The organism is Pantoea sp. ICBG 828 (assembly GCF_002928355.1).
Taxonomy (GTDB): domain Bacteria; phylum Pseudomonadota; class Gammaproteobacteria; order Enterobacterales; family Enterobacteriaceae; genus Pantoea; species Pantoea dispersa.
Genome location: NZ_POWN01000012.1, coordinates 15,383 through 40,664 on the forward strand (window position 1 = coordinate 15,383; position 25,282 = coordinate 40,664).

Annotated in this window: 21 protein-coding genes; 18 read left to right on the forward strand and 3 right to left on the reverse strand. The window is 58.7% G+C overall.

The features are described 5' to 3' along the window. Positions 1 to 32: 32 nt before the first annotated feature. Positions 33 to 2,762: a two-component sensor histidine kinase BarA gene (gene barA / locus C1Y43_RS21600; protein WP_059010902.1), complete on the reverse strand. Its 2,730-nt coding sequence runs from the start codon at positions 2,760 to 2,762 to the stop codon at positions 33 to 35. A 90-nt stretch (positions 2,763 to 2,852) separates the two neighbouring features. Here barA and rlmD point away from each other — a divergent pair, with 90 nt between their 5' ends. The 6 genes from rlmD to queE all read left to right on the forward strand — a co-directional run bounded on the left by rlmD (position 2,853) and on the right by queE (position 11,423). Then, the gene (gene rlmD, locus C1Y43_RS21605) at positions 2,853 to 4,169 is read left to right on the forward strand and encodes a 23S rRNA (uracil(1939)-C(5))-methyltransferase RlmD (protein ID WP_104189654.1); all 1,317 of its coding nucleotides are present in this window, start codon (positions 2,853 to 2,855) and stop codon (positions 4,167 to 4,169) included. A gap of 32 nt (positions 4,170 to 4,201) precedes the next feature. Then, complete coding sequence (gene relA, locus C1Y43_RS21610; RefSeq protein WP_021507365.1) at positions 4,202 to 6,436, forward strand: GTP diphosphokinase; 2,235 nt, start codon at positions 4,202 to 4,204, stop codon at positions 6,434 to 6,436. 110 nt (positions 6,437 to 6,546) lie between these two features. Beyond that, positions 6,547 to 7,329 (forward strand): nucleoside triphosphate pyrophosphohydrolase, encoded by a 783-nt coding sequence (gene mazG / locus C1Y43_RS21615; protein WP_104189656.1) that lies wholly within the window; start codon positions 6,547 to 6,549, stop codon positions 7,327 to 7,329. A 259-nt stretch (positions 7,330 to 7,588) separates the two neighbouring features. After that, on the forward strand, positions 7,589 to 9,226 hold the full coding sequence (gene pyrG, locus C1Y43_RS21620; RefSeq protein ID WP_104189658.1) for a glutamine hydrolyzing CTP synthase: 1,638 nt from the start codon (positions 7,589 to 7,591) through the stop codon (positions 9,224 to 9,226). A 77-nt stretch (positions 9,227 to 9,303) separates the two neighbouring features. Next, positions 9,304 to 10,602 carry a phosphopyruvate hydratase gene (gene eno, locus C1Y43_RS21625; protein ID WP_021507362.1) on the forward strand — a complete coding sequence of 433 codons (1,299 nt, stop codon included), beginning with the start codon at positions 9,304 to 9,306 and terminating at the stop codon, positions 10,600 to 10,602. Positions 10,603 to 10,751: 149 nt separating this feature from the next. After that, entirely contained in the window at positions 10,752 to 11,423 is a 672-nt protein-coding gene (queE, locus tag C1Y43_RS21630) for a 7-carboxy-7-deazaguanine synthase QueE (RefSeq protein ID WP_021507361.1), read from the forward strand. Positions 11,424 to 11,550: 127 nt separating this feature from the next. Here the strand turns inward: queE and queD are convergent, their stop codons facing one another. After that, positions 11,551 to 11,913 carry a 6-carboxytetrahydropterin synthase QueD gene (queD, locus tag C1Y43_RS21635; RefSeq protein ID WP_176428100.1) on the reverse strand — a complete coding sequence of 121 codons (363 nt, stop codon included), beginning with the start codon at positions 11,911 to 11,913 and terminating at the stop codon, positions 11,551 to 11,553. 293 nt (positions 11,914 to 12,206) lie between these two features. Between queD and cysJ the strand changes: the two genes are divergently transcribed. From cysJ to C1Y43_RS21650, 3 genes are read left to right on the forward strand one after another with little or no spacing between them, the layout of a single operon-like run. Then, positions 12,207 to 14,009: an NADPH-dependent assimilatory sulfite reductase flavoprotein subunit gene (gene cysJ / locus C1Y43_RS21640; RefSeq protein ID WP_104189660.1), complete on the forward strand. Its 1,803-nt coding sequence runs from the start codon at positions 12,207 to 12,209 to the stop codon at positions 14,007 to 14,009. Further along, positions 14,009 to 15,733 (forward strand): assimilatory sulfite reductase (NADPH) hemoprotein subunit, encoded by a 1,725-nt coding sequence (gene cysI, locus C1Y43_RS21645; protein WP_021507358.1) that lies wholly within the window; start codon positions 14,009 to 14,011, stop codon positions 15,731 to 15,733. Before cysJ ends, cysI begins: the two co-directional genes overlap by 1 nt. Beyond that, positions 15,730 to 16,464, forward strand: a complete 735-nt coding sequence (locus tag C1Y43_RS21650; RefSeq protein WP_058759741.1) for a phosphoadenylyl-sulfate reductase — start codon at positions 15,730 to 15,732, stop codon at positions 16,462 to 16,464. The genes cysI and C1Y43_RS21650 overlap by 4 nt, the downstream gene beginning before the upstream one ends. A 55-nt stretch (positions 16,465 to 16,519) precedes the next feature. Here the strand turns inward: C1Y43_RS21650 and C1Y43_RS21655 are convergent, their stop codons facing one another. Next, positions 16,520 to 17,539: an aminopeptidase gene (locus C1Y43_RS21655; RefSeq protein WP_058775990.1), complete on the reverse strand. Its 1,020-nt coding sequence runs from the start codon at positions 17,537 to 17,539 to the stop codon at positions 16,520 to 16,522. A gap of 248 nt (positions 17,540 to 17,787) precedes the next feature. Here C1Y43_RS21655 and cysG point away from each other — a divergent pair, with 248 nt between their 5' ends. The 9 genes from cysG to truD all read left to right on the forward strand — a co-directional run bounded on the left by cysG (position 17,788) and on the right by truD (position 25,269). Beyond that, positions 17,788 to 19,203, forward strand: coding sequence for a siroheme synthase CysG (gene cysG / locus C1Y43_RS21660; RefSeq protein ID WP_021507355.1), 1,416 nt, complete (start codon positions 17,788 to 17,790; stop codon positions 19,201 to 19,203). 9 nt (positions 19,204 to 19,212) lie between these two features. After that, positions 19,213 to 20,121, forward strand: coding sequence for a sulfate adenylyltransferase subunit CysD (gene cysD / locus C1Y43_RS21665; RefSeq protein WP_021507354.1), 909 nt, complete (start codon positions 19,213 to 19,215; stop codon positions 20,119 to 20,121). A 10-nt stretch (positions 20,122 to 20,131) separates the two neighbouring features. Continuing rightward, positions 20,132 to 21,559, forward strand: coding sequence for a sulfate adenylyltransferase subunit CysN (gene cysN / locus C1Y43_RS21670; RefSeq protein WP_058771479.1), 1,428 nt, complete (start codon positions 20,132 to 20,134; stop codon positions 21,557 to 21,559). Beyond that, positions 21,559 to 22,164 carry an adenylyl-sulfate kinase gene (cysC, locus tag C1Y43_RS21675; RefSeq protein WP_104189662.1) on the forward strand — a complete coding sequence of 202 codons (606 nt, stop codon included), beginning with the start codon at positions 21,559 to 21,561 and terminating at the stop codon, positions 22,162 to 22,164. Before cysN ends, cysC begins: the two co-directional genes overlap by 1 nt. Positions 22,165 to 22,218: 54 nt before the next feature. Continuing rightward, positions 22,219 to 22,539 (forward strand): DUF3561 family protein, encoded by a 321-nt coding sequence (locus C1Y43_RS21680; protein ID WP_021507351.1) that lies wholly within the window; start codon positions 22,219 to 22,221, stop codon positions 22,537 to 22,539. Between the two features lie 170 nt (positions 22,540 to 22,709). After that, positions 22,710 to 23,027, forward strand: a complete 318-nt coding sequence (gene ftsB, locus C1Y43_RS21685; protein ID WP_021507350.1) for a cell division protein FtsB — start codon at positions 22,710 to 22,712, stop codon at positions 23,025 to 23,027. Between the two features lie 3 nt (positions 23,028 to 23,030). After that, on the forward strand, positions 23,031 to 23,747 hold the full coding sequence (gene ispD, locus C1Y43_RS21690) for a 2-C-methyl-D-erythritol 4-phosphate cytidylyltransferase (protein ID WP_058771481.1): 717 nt from the start codon (positions 23,031 to 23,033) through the stop codon (positions 23,745 to 23,747). Next, positions 23,747 to 24,229: a 2-C-methyl-D-erythritol 2,4-cyclodiphosphate synthase gene (gene ispF, locus C1Y43_RS21695; RefSeq protein WP_031279680.1), complete on the forward strand. Its 483-nt coding sequence runs from the start codon at positions 23,747 to 23,749 to the stop codon at positions 24,227 to 24,229. Before ispD ends, ispF begins: the two co-directional genes overlap by 1 nt. Next, positions 24,226 to 25,269, forward strand: coding sequence for a tRNA pseudouridine(13) synthase TruD (truD, locus tag C1Y43_RS21700; RefSeq protein WP_021507347.1), 1,044 nt, complete (start codon positions 24,226 to 24,228; stop codon positions 25,267 to 25,269). Before ispF ends, truD begins: the two co-directional genes overlap by 4 nt. The last annotated feature ends 13 nt before the right edge of the window (positions 25,270 to 25,282 follow it).

The window sequence follows — 25,282 nt, forward strand, 5'->3', positions numbered from 1 at the left end:
CACAACCCAGAACGCACAACGCACAACCCTCACTACGCCACGCCCAGCACCTGACGCGCTTCGCGCGCCACATTCGCCATCTCGTCGCTCAGCTCCAGCAGCTCTGGTTCCAGCGCTGCGATATCGCTCTCCTGATGCAGACTCTTCTCCAGCTGCTGACACAGCTGTTTCAGCCGTGGCACGCCGCTGTAGCTGGCGCTGCCGTGCAGCTTATGAATAATCTCGCGCAGCCCATCGACGTCATTCTGCGCCATACACTGCGCCACGCGCTGCTCCACTTCCGGCAGAAAATCCAGCAGCATCTGCAGCAGATCGCGCGCCAGCTCGGCTTTATTCGCCGCCTGGCGCAGCGCCAGCGCCCAGTCGAGTGAGGGCGCGATCGCCGGTTGTCGCACCGCGCTCGCCACGCTGCCCGGCGCATAGCGCTGCAGCAGCTGCTTCAGCTTGTCCTCATCAATCGGCTTGGCGAGATAGTCATTCATGCCGGCGGCGATCAACTGCTCACGTTCGCCATCCAGCGCATGCGCCGTGACCGCGACAATCGGCGTGCTGGCGTGCTGTGGCAGGCTGCGGATGATCTCGCTGGCGCGGATGCCGTCGATGTCCGGCATCTGAATATCCATCAGAATCACGTCCAGCCGCTGCTGCCGCGCCTGGTGAATCGCCTGACTGGCGTTGTCGCACAGAATGATGTTCTGGACCTGCTCCTCCAGCAATGCGCCGATCAGCTTCAGGTTGGCCGGATTATCATCCACCGCCATCACCGTCAGCGGCTGTCTTACGCCGCGCGGGGCGGCGTCGCTATGACGCATGTTGAGATCGAGCAGCATCGGCAGCAATCGCGTCAGCGACACCGGTTTGGCAATGCAGCCGGCGATACCGCGCGCGCGCAAATCATCGGCGAACAGCATCATTTCGCTCGGCAGCGCCAGCAGCACCGAGTCGGCGTGTGCGCGCAGGCGGGCAATCAGCGCATCGGACAGCGTAGCCGGATGCGGATCGCTGACCGGCAGCCCCATCAGCAGCAGCGGGAAGTGGGCGTCGGGCAGATCGTCAAGGCTGGCAAAGTGCTGCACCTGCAGAGGCGTAATGCTCAGCATCTCCTGAACCGCTTTCGCCACCGCCGGGTGGGGTTCGATATAAGCCAGCGGCGTGGCGTGCAGATCGTCCAGCATGCGTGGAATCGCCGGTGCATTAGGATTGAGATCCAGATGTACCTGTACCCAGAAGGTGGAGCCCTGATTCTGCCGGCTGTGGAAGGCGATCTCACCGCCCATTTCGTGCACCAGTTTCTGCGTAATCACCAGGCCAAGACCGGTACCGCCGTGACGGCGCGAAATACTGGCGTCCGCCTGACGAAATGCCTGGAACAGCTGCGACTGCTGCTGCTCAGAGATACCGATGCCGGTATCGTGCACCTGAATCTCCAGTTCCGCCCGTGTGATGCTGAGATGACGCAGCTCGACGCGCAGATCAATGTGGCCGCGCTCGGTGAATTTGATGGCGTTGCCAATCAGGTTGATCAGAATTTGCTGCAGACGCAGCGGATCGCCAATCACATTATCCGGCACCTGTTTCTCCAGGCACACGGTGATCTCGAGGCCTTTCTCATGCGCGGACGGCGCCAGCAGCACCAGCGTTTCATCCAGCGTGGCGCGCAGCGGGAACGGGATCGACTCCAGCACCAGCTTACCAGCTTCCAGTTTGGAGAAATCGAGCACGTCGTTAATGATGCTCAGCAGGTTATTGGCCGAGCGCTCAATGGTGCTCATGTAATCACGCTGGTTGGTGCTCAGCCCGGTTTTCAGCATCTGGCGGGTAAAGCCAATCACGCCATTGAGCGGCGTGCGCAGCTCGTGCGACATATTGGCGAGAAACTCCGACTTGATGCGTGCCGCTTCCTGGGCGCGCTTTTTCGCCAGGTCCAGCTCGACGTTCTGAATCTCCAGCTGCTCCAGCGTTTCGCGCAGATCGTAGGTTGCCTGGTCGATGTTCTGCTGCATCTCTTCATGGTAGGCGGTGAGTGACATCGCCATGGCGTTGATGCCGTTTTTCAGGATGCTCAGCTCGCCCAGCATATAGCCATCCACGCGGCTGTCGAGCTGGCCGCGCCGGATGCGGTCCACGGTGGTAACCATGTTGCGAATCGGGCCGGTGACGTCGCGCATCAGTCGATAGGCAAACAACATGGCGATACACAGGCAAAACAGCAGCAGCAGAGTGGCGACAAACACCTCTTTGTACTGCTCCAGCCGCACCGACTGCAGATCCAGCTCAATCGCCACATAACCCAGCGGATTCCCTGCCGGCTTGGCGTCTTCACCCGGCAGTTCGTCCACCGAATAGCGTTCAGAGATGATTGGCGTGCGCAGCACCATCAGGTTGCCGTGTCGCTCCACCGACACGCCATCCGCCAGCGTGGAAATATCGGCTTTTTGCAGCAGCGCGAGGTTCTGGTTGTTATTGGAGCTGACGTAGATGTGATTGTTGTTGTCGAAAACCGTAATGGCACGGACAATATCGGAATGACGGCGATGCAGCAGGCTGACCAGCTCGCGAATCGCATCACGATTATGCCACGTCATGCCGTACTCGCTCGACACCGCCAGCGGTTCGATAATGTTAGCGCCGGCGTCGCGCACCTGGTGCTGCAGTTCGTTGTAGCGGTGCACCACGAAGAAGGTACTGAGCAGCAGGCCAATCATCAGCGTCGGCGCCAGTATCAGAATCATCATTCGCGCCCGCAGGCTGTATTTGGTCATAATTGTGGCCTGGCGACTCCTGGCATTTTATCCCTGTGCAAAAACCGCATACGGCTGCACACCTAATGAAAACTGAGAATTCACAATACTATGGCGCAATTTTACTCCGCAAAACAGCGCGTGACGACGAAGCAACGTCTCAGCGTCACCATTGACGAGCTTGATCCCTTTGGTCAGGGCGTGGTGCGCCATAACGGTAAAACGCTGTTTGTCAGCGGCGCGCTGCCCGGCGAACAGGCCGAGGTGATCCTGACCGAAGATAAGCGTCAGTTTGCGCGCGGCAAAGCCAAAAAGATTACACAACCGAGCCCGCAGCGCCAGCAACCGCGCTGCATCCATTTCGGCGTGTGCGGCGGCTGCCAGCAGCAGCACGTGTCCGTGGCGCTGCAGCAGGAGAGCAAAGCGCGGGCGCTGGGCCGCATGCTGAGTCAGGAAGCGGCGCTGCCGGTGCAGGTGGATGAGATCATCAGCGCTGCGCCCTGGGGCTATCGCCGGCGCGCGCGTCTCGGTTTGCAGTGGCTGCCGAAGCAGCAGCGCCTGCAGATGGGCTTCCGTCAGGCGGCCAGTAACGATCTGATTGATGTGACGCAATGCCCCGTTTTGGTGCCCGAGCTTGAGGCGCTGCTGCAGCCGCTGCACCACTGTCTCAGCAACCTGCACGCAGTGAAACGGCTGGGGCATGTGGAACTGGTGCTGGCGGATAACGGTCCGCTAATGGTGCTGCGCCATCTTGATGCGCTCTCCGCTGCGGACCGGACAAAACTGGAACGTTTTTCGCATGAGCACCGGCTGATGATCTGGCTGGCGGACGGCAGTGACGCGCTGCAGGCGCTCGGCGCGGAGCAGCCTTACTACCGCTCGTTTGATTTGCAGCTAACCTTTAGCCCGCAGGATTTCATACAGGTCAACGATGGCGTGAATCAGCAGATGGTGGCACAGGCGCTTGCCTGGCTGGATCTGCAGCCGGACGATCGGGTGCTCGATCTGTTCTGCGGCATGGGCAACTTCACATTGCCGCTAGGAAAGTTCGTACAAAATGCGGTGGGTGTGGAGGGCGTTGCAGCATTAGTGCGCCAGGCAGAGTATAATGCTCAGCTTAACAATCTCAGAAATGTCTGCTTCTTCCAGCACAATTTAGAGGAAGATGTCTCGCGCCAGCCCTGGGCGGCGCAGGGATTTAATAAGGTGTTACTGGATCCGGCGCGTGCCGGGGCCGCGGGCGTGATGTCGCATATCGTTAAACTTGCGCCGCAACGCGTGGTCTATGTTTCCTGTAACCCGACAACACTTGCCCGCGACAGTCAGACATTACTGTCGGCGGGCTACCATCTGGAAAGGGTCGCGATGCTGGATATGTTCCCTCATACCAGCCATCTCGAATCCATGGTGCTGTTTAGCAAAACATAAGCGATGTTTAAGTCGCTGTGGCAGGAGAGGATATGGTTGCGGTTAGAAGTGCGCATTTAAATACGGCCGGGGAATTTGCCCTTGACCAGTGGATCGCCAGCTTGAGTATCAGTAATCCGCAATCCTGCGAACGACTGGCGGAAACATGGCGCTACTGTGAAGCCGAAACGCACGACCATCCAGATCAGGCTCTGCTGCTGTGGCGCGGTATTGAGATGGTGGAAATTCTCACCATGCTCAGTATGGACATCGACAGTCTGCGCGCCGCGCTGCTGTTCCCGCTGGCCAATGCGGGCGTGGTGAGCGAAGAGGATCTGGAGAAGGCCTTTGGCAAAAGCATCGTCTCGCTGGTGCACGGCGTGCGCGATATGGATGCCATCCGCCAGCTGAAAGCCATTCACAACGACTCAATGGCCTCAGAGCAGGTGGATAACGTGCGCCGCATGCTGCTGGCGATGGTGGAAGATTTCCGCTGCGTGGTCATCAAGCTGGCAGAACGTATTGCCCATCTGCGCGAGATGAAAGATGCGCCGGAAGATGAGCGCGTGCTGGCGGCGAAAGAGAGCACCAACATCTATGCGCCGCTGGCCAACCGTCTCGGTATCGGCCAGCTCAAATGGGAGCTGGAAGATTACTGCTTCCGCTACCTGCATCCTGACGAATATAAGCGCATCGCCAAACTGCTGCATGAACGCCGCATCGATCGTGAACAATACATTGATAACTTCGTCGATAACCTGCGTAAAGAGATGCAAAAAGAGGGCGTGCGTGCGGAAGTTTACGGCCGTCCCAAGCATATCTACAGCATCTGGCGCAAAATGCAGAAGAAGTCGCTGGCGTTTGATGAGCTGTTCGACGTGCGTGCAGTGCGCATCGTCGCTGAACGCCTGCAGGACTGCTACGGCGCACTCGGCACCGTCCACACGCTGTATCGTCATCTGCCTAGCGAGTTCGACGATTACGTTGCCAATCCCAAGCCAAACGGCTATCAGTCGATTCATACCGTGGTGCTGGGACCGCAGGGCAAAACGGTCGAGATTCAGATCCGTACCCGCCAGATGCACGAGGACGCTGAACTGGGCGTCGCGGCACACTGGAAGTACAAAGAAGGGCCGACGGCCAGCAACGCGCGCGGTGCCGCAGGGCACGAAGAGCGCATCGCCTGGCTGCGTAAACTGATTACCTGGCAGGAAGAGATGGCGGATTCCGGCGAGATGCTGGAAGAGGTGCGCAGCCAGGTATTTGATGACCGCGTTTACGTGTTTACGCCGAAGGGCGACGTGGTCGATTTGCCGGCCGGTTCCACGCCGCTCGACTTCGCCTACCACATTCACAGTGATATTGGTCATCGCTGCATCGGCGCCAAAATCGGCGGCCGTATCGTGCCCTTTACCTATCAGCTGCAGATGGGCGATCAGATTGAGGTGATCACCCAGAAGCAGCCGAACCCGAGCCGCGACTGGCTGAACCCCAACCTCGGCTATATCACCACCAGCCGCGGGCGCTCGAAGATTCATGCCTGGTTCCGTAAACAGGATCGCGACAAAAATATCGCGGCCGGCCGGCAAATCCTGGATAGCGAGCTGGGCCAGCTGGATATCAGCATGCGCGAAGCTGAGAAGCTGCTGCTGCCGCGTTATAACGTCAGCTCGCAGGATGAGCTGCTGGCGATGATTGGCGGCGGGGATATCCGTCTTAACCAGATGGTTAACTTCCTGCAGGCGAAGCTCAACAAGCCGAGCGCTGAAGAGGAAGATCGCGAGGCGCTGCGTCAGCTGACGCAGAAATCGCATCAGCCGTCGTCGGCGCGCAAAGAGAGTGGCCGCGTGGTGGTGGAGGGCGTCGGCAATCTGCTGCACCACATTGCGCGCTGCTGCCAGCCGATTCCGGGCGATGATATTGTCGGGTTTATTACCCAGGGGCGCGGCATTTCGATTCACCGCGCCGACTGCGATCAACTCAGCGAACTGATTTCGCATGCGCCGGAACGGATTGTCGACGCGGTGTGGGGCGAAAGTTACTCCAGCGGTTATTCGCTGGTGGTACGCGTGACGGCCAACGATCGCAGCGGGCTGCTGCGCGACATCACCACCATTCTGGCCAATGAAAAGGTCAACGTGCTGGGCGTGTCCAGCCGCAGCGACACCAAAAAGCAGCTCGCCACCATCGATATGGATATCGAGATTTATAACCAGCAGGTGCTGGGGCGCGTGCTGGCGCGCCTTAATCAGGTGCCGGATATTATCGATGCGCGCCGCTTACATTAAGCCCTGCTGAGACCGGTGCGCAGCAATGCGCACCCGGGCAAAACCGCGTAATTACCCTGCAGGGTCGCCATTAATGGCGGCTTTTTTATCTTGTTGTTCCGGGGACTTTCATGACTGCTTTAAACCGCCTGCTCACCATCATGCAAACCCTGCGCGATCCGGTGCGCGGCTGTCCGTGGGATCGCCAGCAGACCTTCGCCTCTATCGCGCCGTATACGCTGGAAGAGACTTATGAAGTCATCGACGCCATCCAGCATGAAGACTTTGACGATCTGCGCGGCGAACTGGGCGATCTGCTGTTTCAGGTGGTGTTCTACGCCCGCATGGCCGAGGAGCAGCAGCGTTTCAACTTCGATGACATCTGCAACGCCATCAGTGACAAACTGGAGCGTCGCCATCCGCACATCTTCGGCGAAGTCCAGGTCGATTCCACGGCTGAAGTGCTGAAAAACTGGGAGGCGATCAAGCAGCGCGAGCGTGCGGAGAAGTCGCAGCACTCGGTGCTGGACGATATCCCGAAAGCGCTGCCGGCGCTGATGCGCGCTTATAAAATCCAGAAGCGCTGTCACAGCGTAGGCTTCGACTGGGACAGCCTCGGGCCGGTGCTGGATAAAGTGCATGAAGAGATCGACGAAGTAATGCATGAAGCGCAGCAGGCGGTGGTGGACAGCGACAAGCTGGAAGAGGAGATTGGCGATCTGCTGTTCGCCACCGTCAATCTGTCACGCCATCTTGGCAGCAAAGCGGAAACCGCGCTGCAAAAGGCCAACGACAAGTTCGAGCGCCGCTTCCGTCAGGTAGAGAATATTATTCAGGCCCAGGGGCTGAGCATGGAACAGGCTACGCTGGCGCAGATGGAAGCCGCCTGGCAGCAGGTCAAAACCGGCGAATAACCTTATTCAGCCTCTCTGCGCAGCGCTGGTGATTATTCCAGCGCTGCGCATAAAATCACCGTCTGAGCTTACTCGATTCAGCCAGTCGGCAACTTTGTGACGTACGTCAACATTTCACCCGGCACTCTCCGCTATGTTACAGGCTGTAATGCGAGGAGGATGGTGTGATTCATCAATTGTGGCTGCGGACGACTTCGGGTATACTGTTTTCCCGTCCTGGTTATTCCACCGTCTTTAAACCTAAACTCTCAGGTTCAGCATGACAACGAATTATATTTTTGTGACCGGCGGGGTCGTTTCCTCTCTGGGCAAAGGCATTGCCGCAGCCTCCCTCGCAGCCATCCTTGAAGCACGTGGTCTGAATGTGACCATCATGAAACTCGATCCGTATATCAACGTCGATCCGGGTACCATGAGCCCTACGCAGCACGGTGAAGTGTTCGTCACCGATGACGGGGCCGAGACCGATCTGGATTTAGGTCACTACGAGCGCTTCATTCGTACCAAAATGTCGCGCCGCAACAACTTTACTACCGGCCGTATCTACTCAGAAGTGCTGCGCAAAGAGCGTCGCGGCGACTATCTGGGCGCGACCATTCAGGTTATCCCACACATCACCAACGCCATCAAAGAGCGCATCATTGAAGGTGGCGAAGGTCATGACGTCGTGCTGGTGGAAATCGGCGGAACCGTGGGCGATATCGAATCCCTGCCGTTCCTGGAAGCGATTCGCCAGATGGCGGTCGATGTTGGCCGTGAACACACCATGTATATGCACCTGACGCTGGTGCCTTACATGGCGGCGGCGGGTGAAGTGAAAACCAAGCCAACCCAGCACTCGGTTAAAGAGCTGCTGTCGATTGGTATTCAGCCTGACGTGCTGATTTGCCGTTCAGACCGCGCGGTGCCCGCTAACGAGCGCGCGAAGATCGCCCTGTTCTGTAACGTGCCGGAAAAAGCGGTTATCTCGCTGAAAGACGTTGATTCGATCTACAAGATCCCGGGCCTGCTGAAATCGCAGGGTCTGGATGATTACATCTGCAAGCGTTTCAACCTGAGCGCGCCGGAAGCCAATCTGGCCGAGTGGGAGCAGGTGATTTACGAAGAAGCCAATCCGGGCGGCGAAGTCACCATCGGTATGGTCGGCAAATATGTCGAACTGCCGGATGCCTACAAATCCGTGATTGAAGCGCTGAAGCACGGCGGCCTGAAAAATCGCGTCACCGTTAACACCAAGCTGATCGATTCGCAGGATGTGGAAACGCGCGGCGTCGAAATTCTGAAAGATCTTGATGCTATCCTGATTCCTGGTGGCTTCGGTTACCGCGGTGTGGAAGGAAAATTGCTGACCGCGCAATACGCGCGTGAAAACAACATTCCGTACCTCGGCATTTGCCTTGGCATGCAGATTGCGCTGATGGAATTCGCGCGCAATGTGGCCGGGATGGAAGGCGCCAACTCCACTGAATTTGTGCCAGACTGTAAGTACCCGGTGGTTGCGTTAATCACCGAATGGCGCGATGAAAACGGTAACGTTGAACAGCGTACCGAGCAGAGCGATCTGGGCGGCACCATGCGTCTGGGAAGCCAGCAGTGCCAGCTGACGCCGGAAAGCAAAGTGCGCCAGCTGTACGGCTCTGACGTCATTACTGAGCGTCACCGCCACCGTTACGAAGTAAACAATCTGCTGCTGAAGCAGATTGAAGCGGCGGGTCTGCACATTGCAGGCCGTTCCGGCGACGATCAACTGGTGGAGATCATCGAGATCCCGAATCATCCATGGTTTGTAGCCTGCCAGTTCCACCCGGAATTCACGTCGACCCCGCGTGATGGTCATCCGCTGTTCGCTGGCTTTGTGAAAGCCGCGCAGGAGCACCAGAAGCGTTTAGCGAAGTAAGAGTTTAACGAACAGCGCGCGAACTTTTCGCGCGTTGTTTGTCTTAGGATTGACTAACTTGTACTGAGGAAAATCGAATGTCCAAAATCGTTAAAGTCATCGGTCGCGAAATCATCGACTCCCGTGGCAACCCGACTGTAGAAGCAGAAGTGCATCTGGAAGGCGGTTTCGTTGGTCTGGCTGCTGCGCCATCAGGTGCATCAACCGGTTCACGCGAAGCACTGGAGCTGCGTGACGGTGATAAGTCTCGTTTCCTGGGCAAAGGCGTAACCAAAGCGGTTGCTGCGGTTAACGGCCCAATCGCTGACGCGGTAAAAGGCAAAGATGCCAAAGACCAGGCGAACATCGATAAGATCATGATCGAGCTGGACGGTACTGACAACAAATCCAACTTCGGTGCAAACGCCATTCTGGCGGTTTCCCTGGCAGCGGCGAAAGCAGCAGCAGCCTCTAAAGGTCTGCCACTGTACGCACACATTGCAGAACTGAACGGCACCCCGGGCAAATACTCTATGCCACTGCCAATGATGAACATCATCAACGGTGGTGAGCACGCGGATAACAACGTTGATATCCAGGAGTTCATGATTCAGCCGGTTGGCGCGAAAACCGTGAAAGAAGCCATCCGTATGGGTTCTGAAGTGTTCCATCACCTGGCTAAAGTTCTGAAAGCCAAAGGCATGAACACCGCGGTGGGTGACGAAGGTGGCTACGCGCCAAACCTGGGTTCAAACGCCGAAGCGCTGGCCGTTATCGCCGAAGCTGTTAAAGCAGCAGGCTACGAGCTGGGCAAAGACATCACCCTGGCGATGGACTGCGCAGCATCTGAATTCTACAAAGACGGCAAATATGTGCTGGCTGGTGAAGGCAACAAAGCCTTCACTTCTGAAGAGTTCACCCACTTCCTGGAAGACCTGACCAAACAGTACCCAATCGTTTCTATCGAGGACGGTCTGGATGAGTCTGACTGGAACGGCTTCGCTTACCAGACCAAAGTACTGGGCGACAAAATTCAGCTGGTGGGCGACGACCTGTTCGTGACTAACACCAAAATCCTGAAAGAAGGCATCGAGAAAGGCATCGCTAACTCTATCCTGATCAAATTCAACCAGATCGGTTCTCTGACCGAAACCCTGGCTGCGATCAAGATGGCGAAAGATGCTGGCTACACCGCGGTCATCTCTCACCGCTCTGGCGAAACTGAAGATGCGACCATCGCTGACCTGGCGGTCGGTACTGCCGCTGGCCAGATCAAAACCGGTTCTATGAGCCGTTCTGACCGCGTTGCTAAGTACAACCAGCTGATTCGTATCGAAGAAGCACTGGGTGACAAAGCGCCGTTCAACGGTCTGAAAGAAGTTAAAGGCCAGGCGTAATCGCCTGCGGATGTGGCTAAACGGCCACATCGCCTGACATCAAGCCCCGCCTCGTGCGGGGCTTTTGCTTTTTATGGCACGAAGCAGCTGTGAAGCGACGCACAAAATCTGCCATAATCTGCGCCTCGAATTTCTGACGTGAGTAAAAAATGTTCTACCCGATTAACGAAATGTTCCAGACGCTGCAGGGCGAAGGTTTTTACACCGGCGTGCCGGCCATCTTTATCCGCTTACAAGGATGTCCGGTGGGCTGTAGCTGGTGTGATACCAAACATACCTGGGAAACGCGGGCGGATCGGGAGACGTCGCTGGGGGACATTCTGGTCAAAACCGTGGAGAGCGATGCCTGGGGCAGCGCCGATGCGGCCACGCTGATTGAGAGCATTCAGCGTCAGGGCTGGACCGCCCGCCATGTGGTAATCACCGGCGGTGAGCCGGCAATTTTTGACTTACGTCCACTGACCGAAGCGCTGGAAGCGGCTGGTTTTCAGTGTCAGATTGAAACCAGCGGCACGCATGAAGTGCACTGTTCCGCTGCCACCTGGGTAACGGTGTCGCCGAAGGTGAACATGCGGGGTGGCTACGATGTGCTGCCGCAGGCGCTGCAGCGTGCCGATGAGATCAAACATCCGGTGGCGCGCGAGCGGGATGTGGAAGCGCTGGATGCGCTGCTGGCTGGCCTGCAGGATGAGAAAAAACGCATTGTGGCGCTGCAGCCCATCAGCCGTGGCGAGGCGGCGACCAGACTGTGTATCGAAACCTGCATTGCCCGCAACTGGCGGCTTTCGATGCAGACGCACAAATACCTGAACATCGCCTGATTCACCGAATGCGCACCCGGCAAAATCAACGCAATTGTGGCTGGTGCGCATCAATGCGCACCCTGTAAAACCGCACTGCACCGCAGGGTCGCCATTGATGGCGACCTTCTGACCTTTACCGCGGCTGTCAGCCGCGATAGACGCAACCTGCGGTGCAGGTCTCTTTGATCATCACCGCACTCAGCTCAGGCAGAATCGGCTTCATCTCATCCCAGATCCATTTCGCCAGCACTTCGCTGGTCGGGTTCTCCAGACCGGGAATATCGTTGAGATAATGGTGATCGAGGCGATCGTAGATCGGCCTGAACGCCGCCTTCAGTTCGGCAAAATCCATTACCCAACCGGTATGCGCATCCACTTCACCGGTAATTTCCAGTCGCACCAGAAATGAATGGCCGTGCAGACGACCGCATTTATGCCCTTCCGGCACGTGAGGTAAGCGGTGGGCCGCTTCAAACTGGAACTCTTTAAACAGCGTGGTAGACATAATGGCTCTCAGACGTAAAAACCGCTGAAGTCTACCTGAAAAGCAGATTTTTCGCACCCGCCAGCGCTGAAAAGGGCATTTCTGCCGATCTGCCGTTTACGCCGTAAATTAACTGATTGAATTACGACAACTTTATTTACCACTTTTACTGGTTAGTCTGACCCAAAAAACCACTTAGTCATTTTGGTTATTTATTATGTCGAAGCCTTATTTAATCGTTAATATACAGGCCGGTAACCTACCCACTCTTCCGCCGCTTCCCGGTACGGATTTCTGACACTGGAATTTTTAACGCGATGACGACTCAGGCACCCCCAGCGATGCTTCCGCTATCCCCGGAGCAAATTGCGCGCTTACAGGCCGCGACCACCGATTTCAATCCAACGCAGCTGGCATGGCTCTCGGGCTACTTCTGGGGCATGGTTAATCAGGCACCGGGCACCGTTGCCGCGCCTGCGCCAGTCGCCGCTGAGGTGCCGGGCATTACGCTGATCTCCGCCTCCCAAACCGGCAATGCGCGCCGGCTGGCCGAGCAGCTGCGTGACGATTTGCTGGCGGCGAAACTGAGCGTTAACCTGGTGAATGCCGGCGACTATAAATTCAAACAGATCGGTCAGGAAAAACTGCTGGTCATCGTGACCTCAACGCAGGGCGAGGGCGAACCGCCGGAAGAGGCGGTGGCGCTGCATAAATTCCTGCTGTCGAAGAAAGCGCCGAAGCTGAGTGATACCGCCTTTGCCGTGTTTGGTCTTGGCGATACCTCCTATGAATTTTTCAGTCAGGCCGGTAAAGACTTCGACCAGCGTCTGGCTGAACTGGGCGGCGAACGCCTGCTGGATCGCGTGGATGCCGATGTTGAATACAGCGAACTGGCCAGCGCCTGGCGTCTGCAGCTCACCGATATTCTCAAAGCGCGCGTGCCGGCGGAACCGGCAGCGCAGCTGGCAGCCAGCGCGGCTGGCAGCGTCAACCAGGTGGACAGCAGTCCTTACACCAAAGAAGCGCCGCTCACCGCCAGCTTTGCCCTGAACCAGAAAATTACCGGTCGCAACTCAGATAAAGACGTGCGCCATATCGAAATCGATCTGGGGGATTCCGGTCTGCGTTACCAGCCAGGCGATGCGCTCGGCGTATGGTATGAAAACGATGCGGAACTGGTACAGGAGCTGCTGCAGCTGGTATGGCTGAAAGGCGATGAGCAGGTCGAGGTGCGCGGAGAAACCCTGCCGCTGGCCGAGGCGCTGCAGAAACATTTTGAGCTGACGGTCAACACGCCGCAGATTGTCGAGCAGTATGCGGCCCTGTCGCGCAACGAGGCGCTGCTGGCGCTGGCGGGCAACAAGCCGAAGCTGCAAAGCTTCGCGCAGAGTTTCCCGATTGTCGACATGGTGCGCCAGGCGCCCACCGAACTGAACGCCGGCCAACTGACTGGCCTGCTGCGTCCGCTGACGCCGCGGCTTTACTCCATCGCCTCGTCGCAGGCGGAGAGCGAAACCGAAGTGCATATCACCGTCGGTGCGGTGCGTTATGAAATTGACGGCCGTCAGCGCGGCGGCGGCGCTTCTACCTGGCTGGCCGATCGTCTGGAAGAAGATGGCGAAATCCGCGTGTTCATCGAGCATAACGATAATTTCCGCCTGCCGGCCAATCCGGATGCACCAGTGATCATGATCGGCCCGGGCACAGGCATTGCCCCGTTCCGCGCCTTCATGCAGCAGCGTGAAAACGACGGTGCCAGCGGTAAAAACTGGCTGTTCTTTGGTAATCCGCACTTCACCGAAGATTTCCTCTATCAGGTAGAGTGGCAGAAATATGTTAAAGACGGTCTGCTGACCCATATCGATCTGGCGTGGTCACGCGATCAGGCCGAAAAGATTTACGTACAGGATAAAATCCGCGCCAGAGGGGCGGAAGTGTGGCGCTGGATTGAAGAGGGCGCGCACCTGTACGTCTGCGGCGACGCCAATCGCATGGCGAAAGACGTTGAACAGGCATTACTGGATGTGGTGGTCGAACACGGCGGCATGGATCGTGAAACCGCTGACGAATTTTTAAGTGAGCTGCGCATTGAGCGCCGTTATCAGCGAGACGTTTACTAATGAGCGAAAAACATCCTGGACCGCTGGTGGTTGAAGGCAAACTTTCCGACGCCGAGCGTCTGAAAAAGCAGAGCAACTACCTGCGCGGCACCATTTTAGAAGATCTCGACAATGGCCTGACCGGCGGCTTTACCGGCGATAACTTCCTGCTGATCCGTTTTCACGGCATGTACCAGCAGGATGACCGCGACATCCGCGCCGAGCGCGCCGCGCAGAAGCTGGAACCGCGACATGCGATGATGCTGCGCTGCCGTCTGCCGGGCGGCATCATCACGCCAACGCAGTGGCTGGCGATTGATAAATTTGCCACCGACAAAACGCTGTACGGCAGCATTCGCCTGACTAACCGTCAGACATTCCAGTTTCACGGCATTCTGAAGAAGAACGTTAAGCCGACTCACCAGATGCTGCATGAAGTCGGACTGGACGCGCTGGCCACCGCTAACGACGTTAACCGTAACGTGCTGTGTACCTCGAACCCGGTGGAGTCAGAGCTGCATCAGGAAGCGTACGAGTGGGCGAAAAAGCTTTCCGAGCACCTGCTGCCGCAGACGCGCGCCTACGCCGAGATCTGGTGGGATCAGGAGAAGGTCGCCACCACCGATCAGGAGCCGATCCTCGGTGAGACCTATCTGCCACGTAAGTTTAAAACCACCGTGGTGGTGCCGCCGCACAATGATGTCGATCTGCATGCGAACGATCTGAACTTCATCGCCATTGCGGAGAACGGCAAGCTGATTGGCTTTAACCTGCTGGTCGGTGGCGGTTTGTCGATTGAGCACGGCAACAAAGCCACTTACGCGCGCACCGCCAGCGAGTTTGGCTACCTGCCGGTGGAGAAGATCCTTGATGTGGCCGCAGCGGTGGTCACCACGCAGCGCGACTGGGGTAACCGTACCGATCGTAAAAATGCCAAAACCAAATACACGCTGGAGCGCGTCGGCGTCGAGACCTTTAAAGCCGAAGTCGAGAAGCGTGCCGGCCTGACCTTCGAGCCGATTCGCCCGTACGAATTTACCACCCGTGGCGATCGCATCGGCTGGGTGAAGGGCATCGACAAGAAATGGCACCTGACGCTGTTTATCGAAAACGGTCGCCTGCTGGATTATCCGGGCCGTCCGCTGAAGCGCGGTATCGCGGAGATTGCCAAAGTGCATCAGGGCGATTTCCGCCTGACCGCCAATCAGAACCTGATTGTGGCCGGCGTACCGGAGGCGCAGAAAGCGCAGATTGAAGCCATTGCGCGTGAGCACGGCCTGATGGAAGCGGTCACGCCGCAGCGTGAAAACTCCATGGCCTGCGTGGCCTTCCCGACCTGTCCGCTGGCGATGGCTGAAGCCGAACGCTTCCTGCCATCCTTCGTCAGCAAAGTGGAGGAGATCATGCACCGCCACGGCGTCGGCGAAGAGCACATAGTGTTACGCGTTACCGGTTGTCCGAACGGCTGCGGGCGTGCCATGCTGGCCGAACTGGGCCTGGTGGGCAAAGCGCCGGGCCGTTACAACCTGCATATTGGTGGTAATCGCATCGGCACGCGCATCCCGCGCATGTACCGCGAAAACATCACGGAAAACGAAATCCTCGCCAGCATCGATGAGCTGGTGGCGCGCTGGGCCAGCGAGCGCACGGCGGATGAAGGGTTTGGTGACTTCGTGATTCGCGCGGGTATTGTGCAGCCGGTGGTCGATCCCGCCCGTGATTTCTGGGACCCGGAGGCAGTATGACACTACCCGATCTCGCCAGCCTGAACAGCGGCAGCAAAGTCGATCGCATCATGGCGCTGGCGGAAAGCAACGTCCAGCTGGAAAAGCTCTCCGCCGAACAGCGCGTCAGCTGGGCGCTGGAGCAGCTGCCAGGCGCCTTTGTGCTGTCGTCGAGTTTTGGTATTCAGGCGGCGGTGCTGCTGCACATGGTCACGCAGCAGCGCCCGGATATTCCGGTGATCCTCACCGATACCGGTTATCTCTTCCCTGAGACCTACCGCTTCATTGATGAACTGACGCAGCAGCTGAACCTGAATCTGCAGATCTTCCGCGCCGAAACCTCACCGGCGTGGCAGGAAGCGCGCTACGGCAAGCTGTGGGAGCAGGGCGTTGAAGGGATCGAGCAGTACAACCAGCTTAACAAAGTTGAACCGATGAACCGCGCGCTGCAAACGCTGGGTGCGCAGACCTGGTTTGCCGGCCTGCGCCGCGATCAGTCCGGCAGCCGTGCCAGCCTGCCGGTACTGGCCGTGCAGCGTGGCGTGTTCAAAATCCTGCCGATCATCGACTGGGATAACCGTCAGGTGCACCAGTATCTGAAGCAGCATGGGCTGAAGTACCATCCGCTGTGGGACGAAGGTTACCTCTCCGTGGGCGACACGCACACCACGCGCAAGTGGGAGCCGGGGATGGCTGAGGAAGAGACGCGCTTTTTCGGCCTCAAACGCGAATGCGGGTTACACGAAGGCTGATGGGCGCAATTGCTGCGAGTGCGCAGCGGTGCGCACCCGCAAAACCGGCAAGATCTTACAACGTCGGATTAGCCAGCTCCGTCAGCAGCGGCTGCAAAATGCGTACGCTGTCGCGCGTGCGCTGATGGATGCGCCCCGGCAGCCAGTGGTCGATGTAAGTCAGATTATCGCGCCCGGTCTGGTGGCGCACCGTACCCTCCGGAAAATGCGGTGACCGCGCGCGCTGCTGCTCTCCGGCTTTATTGCCCAGCGCCCAGTTGGCTGCGGTAACGTCCAGCAGTGGAATCCCGGCTTTATCAAACGGATTAACGCCCGGGTAATCGCGTGCGGTCAGCACGTGGCTGGCGGCCGTGATGCCGTAACGGTGCGCAATCTGCAGGGCGCGCGCGCTGGTCTGCTTGCGTACTGCCGCTGGCGTATTCATGCCGTTATTAAAGTAGAGGCGATCGCCAACGATCAGGCTATTCAGATCGATCACCAGCAGCGTATCTTTCTTCTCCTGCACGCTCATGCGCGCCAGATAATCATCCATACCGTGTAAACCGGCTTCGCCTGCGCTCAGTGCCACAAAGCGCACGCCATAGTGCAGCGGCGTTTGACTCAGCGCCTGCGCCAGCTCCAGCATTACGCCCAGCCCGGAAGCGTTATCGTCCACGCCCTGCAAACGCAGGCCGCCGAGATTATTGTCTGCCTCGTGCTGGCTGAGCGGCGTCCAGGTATCCAGATGGGTGACGATCAGAATCTCCTGCGGCACGCTGCCGGCGCGTGCGGCGATCACCGAGGTCGCCGTCACTTTATGGCGGCGCGTGATGCCCTGTTTCTCCAACCAGTTATAGCTGGTATTAAACTGCCGGGTATTGCTCTGATAACCAAGCTGAGTGAACTGCTGCTGCAGATAATCTGCCGTCATCAGCTCGGCGGGGCTGCCGCTCATGCGGCCGGGGAAATAAGTGGCGATGTGACGCAACTGCTGTTCGGCAAAGTGGCCAGGGGCGATCGCTGCAGCCTGCGCCAAAAGAGGCAAACCGCCGGCAATCAGTGCTGCCAGCACGCTGCGGCGGAGAGTGGCAAACATAGTGGTTGTCCTTTTCTGACATCCCGTCAGGGTAAAAAAATTCTGAGTTAGTATGAAACTGTGACGCCGCCTGCACAATTTGTATCGCTCCGAAACACCAGCAATATCATTTGTTAAGCACAAATTGTTATCAGCAATCCCGGTGCGTTATTCCATTTGGTAACTACTCATGCTAATTCGTAATTTCATCTGCCAGAAGGCGGGGACGTATAGTCGCGTTAACTTATTGTAAAACTAACAAGGTTAACGTGGATTACTTGCCTCTCTTTGCCGATCTCAAAAACCGTCCGGTGCTGGTGGTCGGCGGTGGCGAAATCGCTGCGCGTAAAATTGAGCTGCTGCGGCGTGCCGGTGCGCACGTGCGTGTGGCCGCGCGCGAGCTCGGCCATGAACTGCAGGCGCTGCGCGACATTAACGCCATCGAGTGGATTGCTCAACACTTCGACGCGGCGCAGCTGGACGATGTTTTCCTCGTGATTGCCGCCACCGACGATAACGCTCTCAACGCGCAGGTATTTGATGCCGCCAATGCGCGCCACAAGCTGGTGAATGTGGTCGACGACCAGCCGAAATGCAGCTTTATCTTCCCGTCGATTGTTGACCGCTCACCGCTGGTGGTGGCGATCTCCTCCAGCGGCACCGCGCCGGTGCTGGCGCGTCTGCTGCGTGAAAAAATCGAAGCGCTGCTGCCCGCCAATCTCGGGCAGATGGCCGAAGTGGCCGGTCAGTGGCGCGACAAAGTCAAACAGCGCTACCACAAAATGTCTGACCGTCGTCGCTTCTGGGAGCGGGCTTTTAATGGCCTGTTTGCCAGCCAGATGGCGGCGGGTAACGTCAACGAGGCGCGCCGCACGCTCGATCGCGAACTGGAAAACACCTCCGATAATCAGGGTGAAATCACACTGGTCGGTGCCGGACCGGGCGACAGCGGTCTGCTGACGCTGCGCGGGCTGCAGGTGATGCAGCTGGCCGATGTGGTGCTGTATGACCATCTGGTCAGCGATGAGGTGCTGGAGCTGGTGAGACGCGATGCCGATCGTATCTGCGTCGGCAAACGCGCCGGCGCCCATTCGGTGCCACAGGAAGAGACCAATCAGCTGCTGGTGACGCTGGCGCAGCAGGGCAAGCGCGTGGTGCGCCTGAAAGGCGGCGATCCGTTTATTTTTGGCCGCGGCGGCGAAGAGCTGCAGGCGGCGCAGGCGGCGGGCATTCCGTTCCAGGTGGTGCCGGGCATCACTGCAGCCGCGGGTGCTACCGCGTATGCCGGTATTCCGTTAACCCACCGCGATTATGCCCAGAGCGTGCTGTTTATTACCGGTCACTGCCGCGCCGACGGCGACGGTATCGACTGGCCGTCGCTGGCGCGCGCGCGTCAGACGCTGGCAATTTACATGGGCACGGTGAAAGCGGCGGAAATTGCCGCCGGGCTGATCGAACACGGCCGCGCGCCGTCAACGCCAGTGGCGGTGATTGGTCGCGGCACGCGCCAGGATCAACAGGTGCTGACCGGCACCTTAGCACAACTCGAGGCGCTGGCTGCTGCCGCGCCAACGCCAGCGCTATTAGTGATTGGCGAAGTGGTGAATCTGCACGGGCAACTTGCCTGGTTCCAACATTCGGCACAGCAGGGGGCTCGCGAGTCCGCCGTTGTCAATTTGGCTTGAGGAAAAATTATGGACCAAAATCGTCTCACTCATCTGCGCCAGCTGGAGGCAGAGAGTATCCATATCATCCGCGAGGTGGCGGCCGAGTTCAGCAATCCGGTGATGATGTACTCCATCGGTAAAGACTCCTCGGTGATGCTGCATCTGGCGCGCAAAGCCTTCTATCCGGGCACGCTGCCGTTTCCGCTGCTGCACGTTGATACCGGCTGGAAATTCCGTGAAATGTACGAGTTCCGCGATCGCACCGTGAAAGCGATGGGCGCAGAGCTGCTGGTGCACCGTAACCCGGAAGGCGTGGCGATGGGTATTAACCCGTTCGTGCACGGCAGCGCCAAACACACCGACATCATGAAAACCGAGGGTCTGAAGCAGGCGCTGAACAAATACGGTTTTGATGCGGCATTCGGTGGCGCACGCCGTGACGAAGAGAAGTCGCGCGCCAAAGAGCGTATCTATTCGTTCCGCGATCGTTTCCACCGCTGGGATCCGAAAAACCAGCGTCCGGAGCTGTGGCACAACTACAATGGCCAGATCAACAAAGGCGAAAGCATTCGCGTGTTCCCGCTCTCCAACTGGACCGAGCTGGATATCTGGCAGTACATCTTCCTGGAAAACATCGAAATCGTGCCGCTGTACCTGGCAGCACCGCGCCCGGTGCTGGAGCGCGACGGCATGCTGATGATGATTGATGACGATCGTATCAACCTGCAGCCGGGTGAAGTGATTAAGCAGCGTATGGTGCGTTTCCGTACCCTCGGCTGCTGGCCACTGACCGGCGCGGTGGAATCCGAGGCGCAGACGCTGCCGGAAATCATTGAAGAGATGCTGGTCTCCACCACCAGTGAACGTCAGGGGCGCGTGATTGACCGCGACCAGGCCGGTTCGATGGAACTGAAAAAACGTCAGGGTTATTTCTAAGGAGACGCCGATGAATACCGTTATTGCCCAACAGATTGCCGAGCAGGGCGGCGTTGAAGCCTGGCTGACCGCGCAACAACACAAAAGCCTGCTGCGTTTCCTCACCTGCGGCAGCGTCGACGACGGCAAAAGTACGCTGATTGGCCGTCTGCTGCACGATACGCGCCAGATTTATGAAGATCAGCTGTCGTCGCTGCACAATGACAGCAAACGCCACGGCACCCAGGGCGAGAAACTCGATCTGGCGCTGCTGGTTGATGGCCTGCAGGCCGAGCGCGAGCAGGGCATCACTATCGATGTGGCCTATCGCTATTTCTCCACCGAGAAGCGCAAGTTCATCATCGCCGACACGCCGGGGCACGAGCAGTACACCCGCAACATGGCGACCGGTGCCTCAACCTGCGATCTGGCGATCCTGCTGATCGATGCGCGCAAAGGCGTGCTGGATCAGACCCGTCGCCACAGCTTTATTGCCACGCTGCTGGGCATCAAACATCTGGTGGTGGCGATCAACAAGATGGATCTGGTGGCGTACAGCCAGGAGACCTTCGAGCAGATCAAACAGGATTACCTCGATTTTGCCGCGCAGCTGCCGGACGATCTTGATATCCGCTTTGTGCCGATGTCGGCGCTGGAAGGCGATAACGTCGCCACCCCGAGCGTAACCATGCCGTGGTACAGCGGCCCGACGCTGCTCGACGTGCTGGAGACGGTAGAGCTGAAGCGCGTGGTCGACACGCAGCCGATGCGCTTCCCGGTGCAGTATGTTAACCGGCCGAACCTCGACTTCCGTGGCTATGCCGGTACGCTGGCATCGGGCGTGGTCAGCGTCGGCCAGCGAGTGAAAGTGCTGCCGTCCGGTGTGGAATCCAGCGTTGCGCGTATCGTCACCTTTGACGGCGACCTGCAGCAGGCGGCCGCCGGTGAGGCGATTACCCTGGTGCTGAACGATGAGATCGACATCAGCCGTGGCGATCTGCTGGTGGATGCCGCAGCCGATTTGCAGGCGGTGCAGTCTGCGACCGTCGACGTGGTGTGGATGGCGGAACAGCCGCTGCAGCCGGGGCAAAGCTATGAAGTGAAAATTGCCGGTAAGAAAGCGCGTGGCCGCGTCGAAAAGATTCTCCATCAGGTGGAGATCAATACGCTGGAAAAACGCGCGGTCGACAGCCTGCCGCTCAACGGCATCGGTCTGGTAGAAGTGACGTTTGATGAACCGATGGTGCTGGATGCTTACCAGCAGAACCCGGTGACCGGCGGCATGATCTTTATCGATCGCCTGAGCAACGTGACCGTCGGTGCCGGCATGATCCATCAGCCGCTGAGCGCCGCGCGCAGTCAGGCTGGCCAGTACAGTGATTTCGAGCTGGAGCTGAACGCGCTGGTGCGCCGTCACTTCCCGCACTGGAACGCACGCGACCTGCTGGGCGGTCAGTAATGGCGCAGCACGACGAAAACGTGGTGTGGCATGACCATCCGGTCACGCGCGCTGAACGCGAACAGCAGCACGGCCATCGTGGCGTGGTGCTGTGGTTTACCGGGCTCTCTGGCTCGGGTAAATCTACCGTGGCCGGTGTACTGGAGCAGTCACTGCACCGGCTGGGCGTCAGCACCTATCTGCTGGACGGCGACAATGTGCGTCACGGCCTGTGCCGCGATCTCGGTTTCAGCGATGAAGACCGCAAAGAGAATATCCGGCGCGTGGGTGAAGTGGCGAAACTGATGGTGGATGCCGGACTGGTGGTGCTGACGGCGTTCATCTCGCCGCACCGTGCCGAGCGCCAGATGGTGCGCGATCTGCTCGGTGACGGACAGTTTATCGAGGTGTTCGTCGATACGCCGCTGGCGGTGTGCGAAGCGCGCGATCCGAAAGGCTTGTATAAAAAAGCCCGTGCCGGCGAGCTGCGTAACTTCACCGGTATCGACAGCGTTTACGAGGCGCCAGACGCGCCGGAAATCCAGCTGGATGGTGAACAATTGGTTACAAAACTGACCGGCCAATTGTTAGACCTGCTGCGCCACCACGATATCATCAGATCCTGAACCGACAGCGGCAAATCTCACGGTTTGCCGCGCTTTAGCGTCAACAGGATCTCTATGCAGAACGTTACCCCCATGCTGGCACGCAAAGATGAACGCACCCCGGATGAGCCACGCTCATCGTTGCCGGGCGGCGTGATCGGCTTTCTCTCGTACTGGTGTGCGCTGGGCATCCCGTTTCTGCTGTACGGCTCTAACACGCTGTTTTTCTTTCTCTACACCTGGCCTTTTTTCCTTGCGCTGCTGCCGGTTTCGGTGCTGATTGGCATCGTGCTCAGCCTGATGCTGCGTGGCCGGCTGTGGTGGAGCGGCCTGATCACCGCCCTGGTGGTGGTGTGCCTGTTCTGGCTGCTGTTCTCCTTTCTCTCCGGCTGGTAATCCGGCGCTGATGTGCAAACGCATCGGCAGGTTACAAAACTTTACCTGCCGTCCGGCGCTTTCCCCGTCATTATTTGTCCAGACAAATCTGCTTGCGCGCCATTTTCGCTGCCGCAGTGGAGTCCGGCGTCAAGTTATGGGATGATTGAGCCGTTTTTCAGGGGGCGGGGATGGGAAAACTGACGTTACTGCTGCTCGTGCTGCTGGGATGGTTGCAATACTCCCTGTGGCTGGGCAAGAACGGTATCCATGATTACACGCGCGTCAGCGAAGACGTGGCGTCACAACAGGCGAATAACGCCAAACTCAAAGCGCGTAACGATCAGCTGTTTGCCGAAATTGACGATCTCAATGGCGGTTCAGAGGCGATTGAGGAACGCGCACGCAGCGAGCTGGGCATGATCAGGCCTGGCGAGACTTTCTATCGTCTGGTGCCAGACCAAAACAAACGTAATGCGCAACAAGCGGCGCAGAACCAACAACGATAAACCATGAATCAGCTCTCTTCCTCTGCGGATGTGATTGCCGTGGTGCCGGCTGCCGGTATCGGCAGCCGCATGCAGGCCGCCTGTCCGAAGCAGTATCTCACCATCGGTCCGTTAACCCTGCTCGAACACAGCGTGGCGCGCCTGCTGGCGCATCCGGCGGTAAAGCAGGTGGTGGTGCCAGTCAGCCCGGATGACGGCTGGTTCGATAGCCTGCCGCTGGCGCAGGATGCCCGCGTGCTGCGCGTCACCGGCGGCGAAACCCGCGCCGAGTCGGTGCTGGCCGGATTACAGACCATCCGCGACAGCGCCTGGGTGCTGGTGCACGACGCGGCGCGTCCGTGTCTGCATCCCGATGATTTAGCGCGTCTGCTGGCGGTGCGTGAGCACAGCAAAGTCGGCGCGATTCTGGCGGCACCGGTGCGCGACACCATGAAGCGCGCGGAGCCCGGCAAAGGTGCCATTGCGCATACCGTCGAACGCGATGATTTGTGGCATGCGCTGACGCCGCAGTTTTTCCCGCATGCGCTGCTGACCGCCTGCCTGACGCGCGCGCTCAATGAAGGCGCGACCATCACTGATGAAGCCTCGGCGCTGGAGTATTGCGGCTATCATCCTGAGCTGGTCAGCGGACGCAGCGACAATATTAAGGTAACGCGGCCGGAAGATCTGGCGCTGGCGGCCTTCTATCTCACTCAGATTCAGTTAAAGGAGCACGCATGATGCGTATCGGTCACGGTTTTGACGTGCACGCGTTTGGCGGCGAAGGTCCGCTGGTGATTGGCGGGGTGCGTATTCCCTTCGAACAGGGCTTTATTGCGCATTCCGACGGCGATGTGGCGCTGCATGCGCTGACCGACGCACTGCTGGGCGCGGTGGCAATGGGCGACATCGGCAAACTGTTCCCGGACACCGATCCGGCATTCAAAGGCGCCGACAGCCGCGGTTTGCTGCGCGAAGCCTGGCGTCGCATCCAGCAGAAGGGCTACCGCATCGGCAACGTCGATGTCACCATCATCGCTCAGGCACCGAAAATGCTGCCGCACGTGCCGCAGATGCGCGTCAACATCGCCGAAGATCTCGGTTGCCACATGGATGATGTCAACGTCAAAGCCACCACCACCGAGAAGCTGGGGTTTACCGGTCGCGGTGAAGGCATTGCCTGCGAAGCCGTGGCGCTGCTGGTGAAGGCCGATCGGGCATGAGTGAACTGCTCTACCTGCACGGCGTGCCCGTTGCCACCGGGGTGATCAAAGCCAGTCCCGAAGATTTCGTGGTGATTGAAGATCTCGGCTATCCCTATGATGGCGAAGGCGAGCAGCTGCTGGTGCGCATCCGTAAAATTGGCTGCAACACGCGTTTTGTCGCTGAGGCAATCGCCAAATTTCTCGGCGTGCATCAGCGCGATCTCAGCTATGCCGGCATGAAAGATCGCCATGCAGTCACCGAGCAGACGCTGTGCTTCCGCGTGCCGGGCACGGCGATGCCCAATCTTGCCGGCTTCCAGCTGGAAGGCGTGGAGATCCTGCAGGTGATTCGCCACAAGCGTAAACTGCGCACCGGCGCGCTGGCGGGCAATGCGTTTCGTCTGGTGGTACGTCAGGTGTCCGATCGCGCGCAGGTGGAATCGCGGCTGCAGCGGATTCAGCAGCAGGGCGTGCCCAACTACTTTGGCGAACAGCGCTTTGGCCGCGGCGGCAATAACCTGACGCAGGCGCGGCTGTGGGCAGACGAGAAATTCCGTCCACGCGACCGCAGTATGAAAGGCATTCTGCTGTCGGCGGCGCGCAGCCAGCTGTTCAATCAGCTGACCAGCGCGCGCCTGCAGCGTGACGGTGCGCTGGATCGCGTGCAGCCCGGCGATGCGCTGCAGCTCAGCGGGCGCGGCAGCTGGTTTGTTGCCCAGACGGACGAGTTACCTGCGCTGCAGCAACGTGTGGATAATCACGAGCTGCGCATCACCGCGCCGCTGGCCGGACGCGGCGAGCCGGGCACTCAGGGCGAAACGCTGGTGTTTGAACAGCAGCAGCTGGCGGGCGCGGCCGATCTGCTCGGCCTGCTGGAGCGTGAACGCGTCGATGCGGCGCGGCGCGCCATGCTGGTGGTGCCGAAAGATCTGCAATGGAACTGGTGGGATGACGTCACGCTCGAGCTGCAGTTCTGGCTGCCGGCGGGCAGTTTTGCCACCAGCGTAGTGCGTGAGCTGCTGAGCAACGGCGCGGCGGCCCCGCTCGGCGACGAATAAGCGAACCCGGCGA

Coding starts and splice junctions, on each gene's coding strand:
- cysJ (WP_104189660.1), top strand. CDS start 12,207: ATGACGACTCAGGCACCCCCAGCGATGCTTCCGCTATCCCCGGAGCAA.
- ftsB (WP_021507350.1), top strand. CDS start 22,710: ATGGGAAAACTGACGTTACTGCTGCTCGTGCTGCTGGGATGGTTGCAA.
- cysD (WP_021507354.1), top strand. CDS start 19,213: ATGGACCAAAATCGTCTCACTCATCTGCGCCAGCTGGAGGCAGAGAGT.
- queE (WP_021507361.1), top strand. CDS start 10,752: ATGTTCTACCCGATTAACGAAATGTTCCAGACGCTGCAGGGCGAAGGT.
- ispD (WP_058771481.1), top strand. CDS start 23,031: ATGAATCAGCTCTCTTCCTCTGCGGATGTGATTGCCGTGGTGCCGGCT.
- cysC (WP_104189662.1), top strand. CDS start 21,559: ATGGCGCAGCACGACGAAAACGTGGTGTGGCATGACCATCCGGTCACG.
- relA (WP_021507365.1), top strand. CDS start 4,202: ATGGTTGCGGTTAGAAGTGCGCATTTAAATACGGCCGGGGAATTTGCC.
- barA (WP_059010902.1), bottom strand. CDS start 2,762: ATGACCAAATACAGCCTGCGGGCGCGAATGATGATTCTGATACTGGCG.
- C1Y43_RS21655 (WP_058775990.1), bottom strand. CDS start 17,539: ATGTTTGCCACTCTCCGCCGCAGCGTGCTGGCAGCACTGATTGCCGGC.
- truD (WP_021507347.1), top strand. CDS start 24,226: ATGAGTGAACTGCTCTACCTGCACGGCGTGCCCGTTGCCACCGGGGTG.
- rlmD (WP_104189654.1), top strand. CDS start 2,853: ATGGCGCAATTTTACTCCGCAAAACAGCGCGTGACGACGAAGCAACGT.
- eno (WP_021507362.1), top strand. CDS start 9,304: ATGTCCAAAATCGTTAAAGTCATCGGTCGCGAAATCATCGACTCCCGT.
- cysN (WP_058771479.1), top strand. CDS start 20,132: ATGAATACCGTTATTGCCCAACAGATTGCCGAGCAGGGCGGCGTTGAA.
- C1Y43_RS21650 (WP_058759741.1), top strand. CDS start 15,730: ATGACACTACCCGATCTCGCCAGCCTGAACAGCGGCAGCAAAGTCGAT.
- C1Y43_RS21680 (WP_021507351.1), top strand. CDS start 22,219: ATGCAGAACGTTACCCCCATGCTGGCACGCAAAGATGAACGCACCCCG.
- cysI (WP_021507358.1), top strand. CDS start 14,009: ATGAGCGAAAAACATCCTGGACCGCTGGTGGTTGAAGGCAAACTTTCC.
- mazG (WP_104189656.1), top strand. CDS start 6,547: ATGACTGCTTTAAACCGCCTGCTCACCATCATGCAAACCCTGCGCGAT.
- pyrG (WP_104189658.1), top strand. CDS start 7,589: ATGACAACGAATTATATTTTTGTGACCGGCGGGGTCGTTTCCTCTCTG.
- ispF (WP_031279680.1), top strand. CDS start 23,747: ATGCGTATCGGTCACGGTTTTGACGTGCACGCGTTTGGCGGCGAAGGT.